Origin of the sequence: Ruegeria alba (assembly GCF_022321465.1) — a bacterium.
GTDB lineage: Bacteria > Pseudomonadota > Alphaproteobacteria > Rhodobacterales > Rhodobacteraceae > Ruegeria_B > Ruegeria_B alba.
The window spans coordinates 1-13,153 of sequence record NZ_JAKOEM010000021.1 but is presented as its reverse complement, the minus strand read 5'-3'; the positions used below and the strand labels follow the sequence as shown (position 1 = coordinate 13,153).

General features: G+C 64.4%; 11 protein-coding genes. 3 read left to right on the top strand and 8 right to left on the bottom strand.

Translation table 11 applies throughout. The features are described 5' to 3' along the window. Positions 1 to 31: 31 nt before the first annotated feature. A complete protein-coding gene (locus tag MB818_RS18000) occupies positions 32 to 976 on the top strand; it encodes a GlxA family transcriptional regulator (protein WP_234163259.1) in 945 nt (314 codons plus the stop codon). Between the two features lie 55 nt (positions 977 to 1,031). Here MB818_RS18000 and MB818_RS17995 read toward each other — a convergent pair whose 3' ends face one another. From MB818_RS17995 to MB818_RS17980, 4 genes are all read right to left on the bottom strand, one after another. After that, the gene (locus MB818_RS17995) at positions 1,032 to 2,099 is read right to left on the bottom strand and encodes a helix-turn-helix domain-containing protein (protein WP_238905941.1); all 1,068 of its coding nucleotides are present in this window, start codon (positions 2,097 to 2,099) and stop codon (positions 1,032 to 1,034) included. 42 nt (positions 2,100 to 2,141) lie between these two features. Continuing rightward, entirely contained in the window at positions 2,142 to 3,101 is a 960-nt protein-coding gene (locus tag MB818_RS17990) for an aminotransferase class IV (RefSeq protein ID WP_238905940.1), read from the bottom strand. Positions 3,102 to 3,227: 126 nt separating this feature from the next. Next, complete coding sequence (locus MB818_RS17985) at positions 3,228 to 3,707, bottom strand: SixA phosphatase family protein (protein ID WP_234176938.1); 480 nt, start codon at positions 3,705 to 3,707, stop codon at positions 3,228 to 3,230. A 105-nt stretch (positions 3,708 to 3,812) separates the two neighbouring features. Continuing rightward, positions 3,813 to 4,358: a winged helix DNA-binding protein gene (locus MB818_RS17980; RefSeq protein WP_234140599.1), complete on the bottom strand. Its 546-nt coding sequence runs from the start codon at positions 4,356 to 4,358 to the stop codon at positions 3,813 to 3,815. 336 nt (positions 4,359 to 4,694) lie between these two features. Between MB818_RS17980 and MB818_RS17975 the strand changes: the two genes are divergently transcribed. After that, on the top strand, positions 4,695 to 5,741 hold the full coding sequence (locus MB818_RS17975; protein ID WP_238905938.1) for a tyrosine-type recombinase/integrase: 1,047 nt from the start codon (positions 4,695 to 4,697) through the stop codon (positions 5,739 to 5,741). Positions 5,742 to 5,774: 33 nt separating this feature from the next. Here MB818_RS17975 and MB818_RS17970 read toward each other — a convergent pair whose 3' ends face one another. Then, positions 5,775 to 6,872 (bottom strand): ParB/RepB/Spo0J family partition protein, encoded by a 1,098-nt coding sequence (locus MB818_RS17970; RefSeq protein ID WP_238905936.1) that lies wholly within the window; start codon positions 6,870 to 6,872, stop codon positions 5,775 to 5,777. Then, a complete protein-coding gene (locus tag MB818_RS17965) occupies positions 6,869 to 8,176 on the bottom strand; it encodes an AAA family ATPase (RefSeq protein WP_238905934.1) in 1,308 nt (435 codons plus the stop codon). Before MB818_RS17965 ends, MB818_RS17970 begins: the two co-directional genes overlap by 4 nt. A 474-nt stretch (positions 8,177 to 8,650) precedes the next feature. On the opposite strand from MB818_RS17965, the gene MB818_RS17960 reads away from it, so the two are divergent. After that, the gene (locus MB818_RS17960) at positions 8,651 to 9,343 is read left to right on the top strand and encodes a DnaA N-terminal domain-containing protein (RefSeq protein WP_238905932.1); all 693 of its coding nucleotides are present in this window, start codon (positions 8,651 to 8,653) and stop codon (positions 9,341 to 9,343) included. A 6-nt stretch (positions 9,344 to 9,349) separates the two neighbouring features. Here MB818_RS17960 and MB818_RS17955 read toward each other — a convergent pair whose 3' ends face one another. After that, positions 9,350 to 11,647, bottom strand: coding sequence for a Tex family protein (locus MB818_RS17955; RefSeq protein WP_238905929.1), 2,298 nt, complete (start codon positions 11,645 to 11,647; stop codon positions 9,350 to 9,352). Positions 11,648 to 11,861: 214 nt separating this feature from the next. Further along, entirely contained in the window at positions 11,862 to 12,866 is a 1,005-nt protein-coding gene (locus MB818_RS17950; protein ID WP_238905927.1) for a serine hydrolase domain-containing protein, read from the bottom strand. Between the last annotated feature and the right edge of the window lie 287 nt (positions 12,867 to 13,153).

The window sequence follows — 13,153 nt, the reverse complement described above, 5'->3', positions numbered from 1 at the left end:
CGCCGCTATCGTGCAGGGTTAGTCATTCATCATGCAAGATAGGACAAATACTTCGGTACAGACTCAGGTTTACGATGTGCTGTTGTTCGACAATTTCTCGAACCACTGCCTGGCCAACACGGTCGAACCGATGCGCGCCGCCAACATGCTGTCGCGCCAGCCGCTCTATGCCTGGCGGTTCCTGACCCCGGACGGGGCCGCGGTGCACAGCTCCTCGGGCCTGCAGGTGGCGCCGCATGACCGGCTGGATGCGGGCCGGGGCGCGATGCTGCTGGTGATGCCCTCCTATGGGTTTCGCGACCTCGAGGGCTGGGCCACCCAGCGCGCGCTGCGGGCGGCGGCGCGGCGCTATCCGGTGCTGGCCGGGCTCGATACCGGCAGCTGGCTGCTGGCGCGGGCGGGGCTGCTGGACGGGCACCGGGCCACCATCCACTGGGAGGAGCTGACCCGCTTTGCCGAGACCTTTCCCCAGGTCGAGACCCTGCGCGAACGCTTCGTTCTGGACGGGCCGCGCATCACCTGTTCCGGGGCGATGGCGGCCTTTGACCTGATCCTGCACCTGATCGGGCGCGACCACGGCCAGTTGCTGGCGCTGGAGGTGGCGCAGCTGTTCATGACACGGGATTCGGCGCGTTCCCATGCCGCCCCCGCCGGGGGCGGCACCCGGCAGGTGAACCGGGCGGTGATGGTGATGCAGGACACGCTGGAACAGCCCCTGCCCATCGCCGAGATCGCCCGGCGCGCGGGCTGTACGCAAAAGACGCTGGAAACCCGGATGCGCGCGGCCTTCGACGCGACGCCGCAAACGGTCTATCGCCGGCTGCGCCTGAACCTGGCGCGCAAGCTGGTGACCGAGACCGACCTGCCGGTCTCCGAGATCGCGACCCGCTGCGGCTATGACAATGCCAGCGCGCTGACCCGCGCCTTTCGCGCCCGCTTCGGTCAGGCTCCCAGAGGTTTGCGCGCAAACGGCTGAGGGGGGGCCGGAAAACGACACGTTTTCCGGGCCGTTTTCCGGATCGGAAAACGGCTCACACCGCAGCCGTCCAAACCCGGTAACGGCCTTGTCCCGTGACCTCGCGCACCAATCCCCGGCGCGCGAACAGGTCGAGATTGCGTTGAACCGCCGCGCGCGAGGCGCCGGTCTGGGCCTCGGCCAGCGGCGCGGTCACCATCGGCCAGGCGGTCAGCACCTCGATCAGCGCGGGCGGCGTCCGCCCGCTCAGATCGCCTGTCTTCTCGATTGCCCGCACGCTCCAGGCCGCCACCCGATCCAGATGCAACAGCGCCGCCGTCACCGCCTGCGCCGCCCCGCGCAACCAGACGGTCAGCTTCTGCTCCGCCGGACCTGCACCGCGCAACGCGCCCGGCCCCGACAACGCCAGCGGCAGGAACAGCGCCCCACCGCGCCCCATCGCGGCGCCATGGCGCGCCGCCATCACCGCCGCTTCGAGCCCGACCGACGGCCCCTGTCCCAGCATGATCCAGCAATGAAACAGCATTGCCGCCCGCGTCGCCGGATGCAGCGCCGCTGCCTGCGCCATCACGTCGCCCAGATCGGCCACCGCCTCGGGCACCGTGTCGCCCTCGGCGCCAGCGCGGTCCAGGAACCCGGCCAGCCCCTCGGCCCAGCCGCCCGCGTCCGGCGCGGGGCCTCCGCTCAACCGGCGCACCGCCCAACCGGCGCGGGCCAGCGCCTGCGCATCCTCACCCGTCGCGCCCAGCCGCAACCCGGTCCACAGCGCCAGGCGCTCGGCCCCGATGCGGTCGCCTGCCCACCATCCCAGATCGGCCACTTCGAGCAACGCCAGCCGATGCACCCACTGGCGCGGCCCGGCGCGCAGCCGCTCGTCCAGCGCCCCGAATCCCAGCGCAAGATCGGCCAGATCACCCGACAGCACATCCTGCGCTGCGCGCCACTCGACCGGATCGAACAGGGGTCTGGGCGCGGCACGCGGCGTGGGAAACAGCGGCTCGGTCTCCGCTTCACCCGGCTCCTGCGCGGGCAGGAACCACAGGTCGTCCTCCTCGACCGGGTCGCCGTCATAGGGGCCGGGGATCCCCTCGGCCGCGTCATATGGGTCGGGCTTGCGTGTCATGCCCAGATCATAGCGCCGCGCGATACGCCCGCAAAGCGGTGCTCATCCGCGCCGGGCCTTCTGCTCGGCCACGTTCTGCGCCACCATCGCCTTGTAAAGCGCCCGGATCCGCCGGGTCACCGGCCCCGCGCCACCGCCCGCGCCGATCACCCGCCCGTCGATTTCGGCCACCGGGGTCTGGGCGCCAAAGGTACCGGTCAGAAACGCCTCGTCCGCGCCATAGGCCTCGTAAAGCGAGAAGTTCCTTTCGAACACCGGGATCCCCGCCTCGCGGCACAGCGTGATCACATTGGCCCGCGTTACCCCGTTCATGCAGTAATCCCCGGTCGAGGTCCAAACCTCGCCCCGCCGCACGATGAAGAAGTTGCAGGCATTGGTGGTGTTCACGAACCCATGCGGGTCCAGCATCAGCGCCTCGTCCGCGCCCGCCTGCTCGGCCTGCAAACAGGCGATCACGCAGTTCAGCTTGGAATGGCTGTTGAACTTTGGGTCCTGGCTGTGCGGCAGCCCGCGCACCTGCGGCACCGAGGCAAGCCGGATCCCCGTTCCCTGCACCCGCTCGGAGGGCACCGAATGTTCGACGATCGCCACGATGGTCGGCCCCCATTTCGACAGGCCCGGATGCTGGAACGGTTTCGCCTTGCGCCCGCGCGTGATCATCAGCCGGCAATGGGCATCGCCAGTCATGCCATTGGCCGCCGCCGTGCGGTCCAGGATGGCGCGGATCTCCTCAGGCGTTTTGCCGATCTCCAGTGCCACCGCCTTGCACGAGTTGAAGAGGCGATCCATATGCGCGTCGAAAAACGCCCATTCCCCGTCATAGAGCCGCATCCCCTCCCACATGCCGTCGCCCAGCATGAAGCCGCTGTCATAGACCGAGACCTTGGCCTGGTCCCGGTGCACCAGATCGCCATCCACATAGATCAGGATATCGCTGTTGCGCGCATCGGCCTCGGCATCATGGGTGGTGCGGGCGGCCGTGTCTGGTTGGGGGGTCGTCATCTGATGGTCCTGACTGCTGTATCCGGCCCCGACCCTAGGCGCAGCGCGCATCGTTGGAAAGCGTCAGTTGCCCGCAGGCCGATGATGCACCGGTAAGAAACACCCGATGTGATCAGGGCCGCGCGGTCACGGCATCCGAAGGTGGAGATGCACCGGATCATCTGACGCGGGCCTCAGAACGACAAACAGGTTGGCGAAGGCGCTCTGATCAATGCTCACGTCGTCAGACAGACCAAGCTTCGCCAGAATGCGCGGAATGGTCTCGGCATGGCCGACGATCAAGACGGTATCCGCCTCGTGATCGAATTCCAGAACGTCCAGCAGGCCGGCAATATCCTCTCTGGGCAATGCGGCCGCCTCAAGCCCGAGCGCATCCGCAATGATCCCGCCGGTCTGTCGGGTCCGAAGCGCGTCCGAGGTGATGATCGCATCCAGACCCGCATGGCGCAGCATCTCAGCCCAATCCGAGGCGCGCTGCCGTCCCTCTGGTATCAGCGCGGGATCGGTTCCGGACAATTCCTTTTCCGCATGTCTGATCAGATAGACGGCTTCCTGAGCAGCGGCAGGCAGTCCCGTCAGGGCAAGCAGCAGAGCGACTAGGAACATGCGCATCGATCGGTCCCCCTCGGTTTTCCATCGTCGAGCCTATGCCCAAGCATAGGCCCCAGGGGTCATGCGACGCCACCCCTCGCCCGACGCCGGGGGACATGATCACAGGGACGCCGCCGAGCGCGACGCCTGATCATAAAGCCCCGAGACGCTGCGCAGCACCCGTGCGACATGGCTGATCTCGTCATAGTCGCGGTCGGTCGCCTCGGCCGCGTCCAGCAGACAGGCCTTGCGCACGTCGCGGTAAGCCTCGCAGACCTGCCGCCCCTGATCGGTGGTGGAATAGAACATCTCCTTGCCCACCTTGCGGCCCGTCACCAGATCCGCCTTGGCCAGTTTCTTGAGCGCGTAATTGACGGTGTGATTGTCCTCGACATTCAGCATGAAGGCGATGTCGGACAGCCGCTTCTCCTTGCCGCGGTGGTTGACATTGTGCAGCACCAGAATGTCGAGCGGGTTGAAATCCTTGTACCCCACCGCCTTCATGCAATGGGTCATCCAGCGCGAGAACGCGTTATAGGTCATCGTCATCGCGTATTCGAGTTCGCTGAACTGCCAGCCCTGATCGGTCCCCGCCAGGTGATCGGACGAGACGATGGGGGTCGAGGTCGGCTTTGCGGGGCCGGAGGGCTGGGATTTCTGGCTCAAGGTCAGGGTCCAATCGGCTTGAAAACATCCGTCTCAGCCTACGAAACCCTGACAATATCCACAAGAAACGGCGTCAAGATTACAGCAAATCGGCGCCATTCTCGGCAGCAGCACCGGATTGGCAAAACCTGCGGTATCCCCGACCGCGTCGCCATACCGTTGGTTATGACGCAACCCGGTTTCTTCTTTCGATACATGACACCTCTGCTTCTTGCGCTCAAAAATGATACTTTTTGCACACTACTTGGAGAGGCGTGGATCCGATCCATTATACTTGATAACTTTCTATTATCATGTCTCTTGGCAGACAGGCCGGAATCTGCCACCCTCGCCCCCATGAAACCCGCGACACCTCAGCCTTTGACGCCCCCTTCCCTCGCCGACAGCGACCGAAAGGCACTCAACGATCTCTACGTGCGCGGCACGCCGGAAAACACGCTGCGCGCTTACGAGCGGGACCTGCTCTATCTCACCGCCTGGAAACAGCTCAGCTTTGGCGCGCCTCTTGTCTGGCCCGAACAGCATGAATGCGCGCTGCGCTTCATCCTCGATCACAGCCGCGACCTGAGCGACGCGACCGGCCCCGCCCGAGAAGTGGCCGAGGCGCTGATCGCGCGCGGCCTGCGCCGCTCGCTGACCTGTCCGGCCCCCGCGACGCTGAACCGGCGCATCGCCTCGTGGCAGGCCTTTCACCGGATGAAGAACCTCGACAGCCCGTTTGACAGCCCGCTGCTGAAACAGGCCCGCGCCAAGGCCCGGCGCGCGGCGGCGCGGCCCGCTGCGCCCAAGTCGCGCAACCCGATCACCCGGCCGGTTCTGGAACAGTTGCTCGCCACCTGCCGGGGCTCGCGTCGTGACTGCCGGGACCGCGCGCTGTTGATGCTGGGCTGGGCCAGTGGCGGCCGCCGCCGTTCCGAGATCACCGCGATCCGGGTCGAGGATGTCTCGCTCAAGGATTTCGCGGTCTCGGGTATCGCCTGGTTGTCACTGGTCGAAACCAAAACCACCCGGCGTGGCGCAACGCCCCGGCTGGTGCTCAAGGGCCGCGCCGCGCAAGCGCTGGTGCATTGGCTCGAGGTTTCGGGCATCACCGACGGCCCGCTGTTCCGCCCCGTGTCGAAATCCGACCGAGTGCTGTCCCGTCGCCTGACCCCTGACGCCGTCTATCAAATCCTGCGCCACCGGTTACAGCTTGCCGGGCTGCCACCGGATTTCGCCACACCACACGGGTTGCGCTCGGGTTTTCTGACCCAGGCGGCGCTGGACGGTGCGCCGATCCAGGCGGCGATGCGGCTTAGCCTGCATCGCTCGGTAGCACAGGCGCAGCGCTATTACGACGATGTGGAGATTGTCGAAAACCCCGCAACCGATCTGCTGGGGTAAGGCGGTCTTACCCGTGGGTAAGACCGCGTGGTGTCAGTCCTCTTGCAGACTGTCGATCAGTTTCGCCACCGCCTGTTCCAGCTTTTGCCGGTCGATGCGGGTGAAATCCAGATTGTACCGCAGGTCGATCCGCCCGTTCGAGGCCGAGCATTTCGCGATCCCGCTCGGGCGGCTGATCTGAAAGGTGGTCTTGGCCCGGCGGGTCTTGTCGCCGCTGGGCGCGGGCGCAGGTGTCTGCGGTTCCGGCGCCCCTGCCCCGTCGGCAAAGCCGCGCAGGATCGCCACCTCGTCCGCCGCGCTCCGCCCCGGCTGCGCCAGCAAGGCAGAACTGACCGCCCGGACCAACCCCGGATCGCCATCCAGTTTGCGCTTGAGATCGACACCCACATTGCGCGGGATTTCGTTCGGGTGCTCCAGCGACTTGCCCAGCATCATCAGCAGGCTGGCAAAGGCCCGGATATAGCTGCGCTTGGTGTAGCTGGCGGATTTGAACAGGACCGACACCGCCTTGTCCACATCGGCGCAATCATTGGTCGGGTCCTCGGCATAGGCACGCGCCAGCGCGCCCATTTCGGCGAATGAGATATCCTTGCGGATCAGGTTTTCATCCACCATCCGGCGGTATTGATCATCCGTCGGCGCAACCGCCAGGATGCCCGCCGGGATGCGCGCGAACCGTTCATCCCCGGTTTCCTCGTAAAGCGCGCGATAGGCCGACAGGCGCCGCATGCCCTGAACCAGCTCGTACCCGCCATCGGCGCGCTTCTCGACCCGGATCGGGTTCGACAACCCGATTTCGCGGATCGAGGTTTTCAGCTCGTCCAGCTCCGGGTCCGGTCCGGTGGCGCGGTCGCGGGTCAGCCGTTCGGCATGGACCGCATCAAGCGGCACAAGGTCAGTGATCAGCCCTTCTTTCTTCAGCCGCACCAGCTCATGCGCAAGCTGGTCGTTTTCGGCGCGGATGCGGTCTTCGGTCTCTTGCCGGTCGCGCAGCGCATCGGCATTTTCCGAGATCGCGGTCGCCATCGGGCCGCGCCGGTGTTTGTCCAGCACCTTGTCGGGCACCTTGCCGACCGGGATGTCCTCCATCGCCGGCATGTCGATATCGAAGATTCTGCGCTTGCGGGTCATGCGTCATCCTCCAGCTTGGACCAGGCCGACAACATCACTTCGCGGAACTCGCGATAGGCGTTGTCGAAAGTACCGCGCGCGCGGCGCCAGGTTTCCCGCGTCATCTCGCGGTAGTCCATTTCGTAGACCGAATTGAGGAAGCGGCCGGATTGTTCCACCGCCCGCGTCATCTCGACCGGGTGGTCGGTGACGTGATGGCCGAACACCTTGCGGAATGCCTCGTACATCGCCTGATGCAGGGCATTGCCCGGTTCATAGCGGGTCAGGATAAAGCGGATCTCGGCAAAGGTCTTGGGCAGGCCGATCTTACCCGTGGGTAAGACGCCATCGAACCCGTGCGACAGATCCTCCAACGCCTCGGCCAACTGACCGATGAACGAGGTTGTGGAATCGTATTCCCAATAGCCCGGCCCCGAGGGGATATAGAGCATGTCGGCGGCGAACACCGCATTCATCGACTGGTATCCGATGGCGGGTGGGCAATCGAACAGGATCAGGTCATAGGAGTCATCGGGAATCTGATCGAGATAGCGCGACACCGCGGCAAAGAAGGACCACTCCGGGTTCAGATGCCGGTATTGCGCGCTGGCGAATTCGACAAAGGCCGCGTTGGCGCAAGAGGGGATCGCGTCGATCGTCGACCAGGAGCTGGGCTTGATGAAATCGCCCACCCGCAGATCGCCCAGACCCATGCCGGTGATCGACGCAGGCAGTTGGCGGCGGGGCAGGGTGGTGCCGCTTTCGGCGGCGGCGGCGCGGTTGTTCATCCGCTCGGTCTCGCGGATCAGGTCGCGCGCCATGATGCCCCAAACGGTGTAATCCTCGGCCACGTCGGTCAGACCCATGGAATGGCTCAGCGTCGCCTGCGGGTCGAAATCAACCACCAGCACACGATAGCCATCCAGTGCGGCGGCATGGGCCAGATGCAGGGCGACTGTGGATTTACCCGCACCGCCCTTGAAATTGGCCACCGCCGCGCGGATCGCGCGCTTGCCCGCCGGGCGTGGGGGCATCAGCGACTTGCGGTTGATCCTGAGCCGGCGGCGCAGCTCGTTCACCTCTTCCAGACTGAACCAGCGCTGGCGGCCATCGGGTTCGACCTCGCCACCGGGCAGGGTGGGATCGGCGACCAGCTTGCCGCGAAAGGTCGACTGGTTGACGTTGAAGATCAGCTCGCTCACCTCCCAGCTGGAAAAGCGGCGCAAGGTCTTCTCCATCTCGGGGCTGAAGGTCTGCTGCCGGATCCAGCCTTGCAGCTTCAGCGACTGGTTGCGCAGGTGACTCAGGTCTTCGTGCGTATACATGCCTCGGGCTTCCTTTTCTCAGGACGCTAATTATCTGTGGTTACCCATTTACGCTGTATTTGCATTTATGGCAAAAGGAAATATCATGAGAATGCGACCTTACCCACGGGTAAGAAAGCCCTTGAAAACAGGGGGCTCCCGATTCGGGTCCAGGGCCGACAGAGCATCGCGATTCGGCCGCGTGTCTCTGGTAACGCTCCGCAAGATATGGGGTCACATAGGCACCGGAATACTGCCATTAGGGGGACAGAAGGGGCCGATACGGGGACAGACAGGATGTCCCCCCTCACCATAACTTCACCCTTTTTCTTTCTTTGAAAAGGGGAAGGGGAGGGGCCCTTGGGCCAAGCCGCTTGACAGAATCGAAGCTTTGGACGCTAATTGCTCCAAGATCGGGAAAAGCGTTGAGAAGACGCCGGACCGGCAGCAAGGGACAGCAGATCCCATCGTCGAGGCAGACGGGCAGAGAGTTGGATGATGCAGATCGCAAAACCGGTCGGGCGCAATGCGTCGGCCCTGAAATACGATATTCTTTCGGCGCTGGCGGTGCATGCGCTGGCTGGCGACAAGCATCGGCAGCGGCTGATCCTGCGGCTTTCGGCACTGATCACCACCCGGTACAACTGGCAACGCAACGAGCTGTCCATGGGCCGTGACGAGATCGCGCGACTGTGGTCGGTGGACGAACGTACCGTGAAACGCGAGATGGCGCGGCTGCGGACACTGGGCTGGGTCACGGTGAAACGTCCGGGCGTGCGGGGCCGGGTCAGTGTCTATGAGCTGGACCTGAAACAGATGCTGCTGGACACGCGCGACAGCTGGGCCGTGATCGGGCCGGATTTCGAGGCGCGATTGGACGAGACGCCGCAAACCGAAACCGCGGGCAATGTGGTGCCCCTTCATGTACCGCCCCCTCGGGCCGAGGCCAGCGACGATCCGGTCTGGGCGCAGGTTCAGGCGGCGCTTCATGGGCGCGACCCGGAACTGTGGTCAAGCTGGTTCCAACACCTGAGCGAGGTGGAACGCGGCAACGGGCGCGCGGTGCTGATGGCGCCCAGCCGGTTCATGGCCGATTACATCACCGCAAAATGGAGCGGGCGATTGCTGGCTGTCTATTCCCGCCTCGACCCCTCGATCCGGTCAATCCGGATCGAGGCGGCGGGGTAGGGGGCCTTAGCGTTTGCGCAGCGCGTCCTGAAGCGCGGCACCCAACGCGCCGGTATTGCCACTGCTCTTGGGCCCTGATTGCATCGGCCCGCGCGGGTTCCGGTCCTTGGGGCCGCCAGAGCGCGCGGGCTTCTCCTGCCGGGCCGAGGCGCCGCCATCCTTGCGCATCGTCAGGCCGATCCGCTTGCGGGGGACATCAATCTCGGTGACCGTGACCTTGACCACCTGGCCGGTCTTGACCACCTCATGCGGGTCCTTGACGAAACGGTCGGCCAGCTGGCTGACATGCACCAGCCCGTCCTGATGCACCCCGATATCGACAAAGGCGCCAAAGGCCGCGACGTTGGTCACGGTGCCTTCCAGCACCATGCCGGGGCGCAGGTCGGTGATATCCTCGACCCCGTCGGCAAAAGAGGCGGTCACGAAACTGGGACGCGGGTCGCGGCCGGGTTTCTCCAGCTCGGCCAGGATATCACGCACGGTGGGCAGGCCGAATGTATCTGTCACGAACTGTTCCGCCCGCAGGCCTTTCAAAGCGCCCTCATGCCCCATGATCTGGCGAATATCGCGGCCGCAGGCGCTGACGATGCGGCGGGCGACCTCATAGGCCTCGGGGTGCACGGCGCTGGCGTCCAGCGGCTCCTTGCCGTCGCGGATGCGCAGAAAGCCTGCGCATTGCTCGAACGCGCGGGGGCCAAGGCGGGCCACCTTGAGCAGGTCGCGCCGCGCGGCAAAGGCGCCGTTCACGTCGCGATGGGCGACGATCGCCTCGGCCAGACCAGGTCCCAGCCCCGAGACATGCGCCAGCAGCGGCGCCGAGGCGGTGTTGAGGTCGACGCCGACCGCGTTCACCACATCCTCGATCACTGCCTCCAGCATCTGGCCCAGCCGGTGCTGGTCGACATCGTGCTGATATTGGCCGACGCCAATGCTCTTGGGTTCGATCTTGACCAGTTCGGCCAGCGGATCCTGCAGCCGCCGGGCGATCGACACCGCGCCGCGCAAGCTGACGTCCAGGCCCGGGAATTCGCGTGCCGCAAGTTCCGAGGCGGAATAGACCGAGGCGCCGGCCTCGCTCACCACCACCTTGGTGGGCGCCTTGACCGATTTCGGCAGCAGCTTCAGCGTGTCGGCCACCATGCGCTCGGTCTCGCGGCTGGCGGTGCCGTTGCCGATGGCGATCAGTTCGATGCCGTGTTGGGCGATCATCCGGGCGATGCTGGCCTGCGACCCGCGCAGGTCGTTCTTGGGCTGGAACGGATAGAGCGTGTCGGTCGCCACCAGCTTGCCGGTGGCATCGACCACCGCTGCCTTGACCCCGGTGCGGATGCCGGGATCAAGCCCCAGAGTGGGCCGCGCCCCGGCCGGGGCGGCAAAGAGCAAGTCCTTGAGATTGCGGGCAAAGACCTGGATCGCCTCTTCCTGCGCGCGGGCGCGCAGATCGCCCATCAGGTCGACCATCATCGACAGCGACAGTTTCACCCGCCAGGTCCAGCCGGCCACCTTGCGCAGCCATTCGTCACCGGGGCCAGAGCCACGGGTTTCCAGCCGCGAGGCCACCATGATTTCGGCCCGCGCCGCGCCCTCGGCATCGGGGGCGATATCCAGCGTCACGACGCCCTCTTTCTGGGCGCGCAGCATGGCCAGCGCCCGGTGCGACGGCGTGGTGGCCCATTTCTCGGAATGGGCGAAATAGTCGGAGAACTTGGCGCCCGCCTGTTCCTGCCCCTCGATCACCTTGGCGCTCAGCATCGCCTCGCGGTGGAGAAAGGCGCGCAACTCGCCCAGCAGGGTGGCATCCTCGGTCAGGCGCTCGGCCAGGATGTCGCGGGCGCCGTTCAGCGCGTCCTTGGTCGTGGGCACCGCCTCGGAGAGATAGCCCTCGGCCAGCGCCTCGGGTTCGGCACGACGGTCGGCCAGAATGGCCTCGACCAGCGGTTCCAGCCCGTTTTCGCGGGCGATCATAGCCTTGGTGCGGCGTTTGGGCTTGTAAGGCAGATAGATGTCTTCAAGCTGCGCCTTGGTCTCGGCCCGGGCAATCGACAGCGATAGGTCGTCGGTCAGCTTGCCCTGATCGCGGATCGAGCCCAGGATCGTCTCGCGCCGCGCCTCAAGCTCGCGCAGATAGGTCAGCCGGTCGGCCAGCGTGCGCAGCTGGGTGTCGTCCAGCCCCCCGGTCGCCTCTTTGCGGTAGCGGGCGACAAAGGGCACGGTGGCGCCTTCGTCCAGCAGCTTGACCGCGGCATCCACCTGTTCGGGGCGGGCATTGATTTCGGCGGCGATGGTGCGGGCGATACGGTCCAAGAAAACTTCTCCCAGATAGGTTGGAGATCCTATCTAGCCAGCGGGGCAGGGGAGGGGAAGAGGGAGGGCGGGTCGATGCGCTGCCCAATGTGGGGAGTGGGGTATCCAATGATCGGGCCGTGCAAATGCGGAGAATGTCGGTGTTGAGCCCTAGGTGCAGAATTCTGCGCAGTTCACGAATGTCGGGTTTCTTAACAAGGCATCGGTTGTCTGACTACTCTGACCGGACGCGCCCAACCTCTGGAACTGCGAATTCCCGGATAATGCGAACCGGCAACTGCCATGAATCAAAGTCATTGTACCGACCTGCATAAGTGGCGACGACAAATTCGACCGAAGGCTGCACGGTCAATCGCTGCCCACCATTGCCAGATGCAATGATGAGCTGATCACCATTGGGTCCCGAGGCGAGATACCAGAGGTACCCGTAGTTGAAGCCCTCCATGATCGGCGCCCGCGTCTGAAATGAGGCATCAAGCCAGGATGCGGGCACGATCTGACGGCCGTTATACGTTCCATTTCGGGCGACCATAGCGCCGATTTTCGCAAGATCTCGGGCCGTGAGACGCAAACCCGACGCCGCCGAAGGCACACCGTCGGCACCCGCCACCCATTCGATTTCCGAAATGCCCAAGGGATCGAAAAGACGGGTCTGTGCATAGGCGTCGATTCCCGTGCGCGCGCCTTCGGATATCAGATGCGCCAGCAGCGCGACAGCGCCGCCGTTGTACGTCCAGACCGTCCCGGGCTCTGCCACCATCGGCCGGTCGAGGACAAAGCGATAGCGATCGTCGGCCAACTCCATCGCGATCTCGCTATTCCGCGGGTCCGAATAAGGAAGGCTTTCATCCCATTCGGTTCCCATTTGCATCGTCAGTACATTTTCAATTGTGATGGCTTCACGCGCAGACCCATCGCGGAGATCCGAGTATTCTGGAAAGACATCCAGCAGTAGCGTTCCGAGGTCCGGGACCACGCCTTCATCAAGAGCGATCCCGTACAGCAGGCCAATGATGGACTTGGTGATCGAGCGTGTGTCATGCAGTGTGTCTGGGCCATGTTCGACAACGCCGATTGGCGCGCCCCAGCGTTCATCTTCACCGGTGAAATAGGCTTCGGCGATTTGCTCACCGCCGAACATGACAACGGTTGCATGCAACCCTGACAGCTCACCTGCATCCATAGCGGTGCTCATGCGTTCCTGCATCGTTTGTCCCATGACCATCGTAGTGAATGCGCCTGTGATGACCGCAAACCATGTGAAGAAGCGTGATATTTTCCGTGGTAACATTTTTCAGGTCACTCATTTCTGAACGTCAAGATATTACCGATATGCCTGTTCGGCGCTCTCACCAAATTCGGTCGATGGTACCCGCAAGCACCATATCCGCAAAGCAGACTTTCCCAGGAATAGGCCGGATGACAGCTCCGTCCGGATACTGTTGAAAAACTCTGCTTGAGCGATGCTTTGGCTGCTGATTCAATTCTCTTGATTTGCAGGAGAGT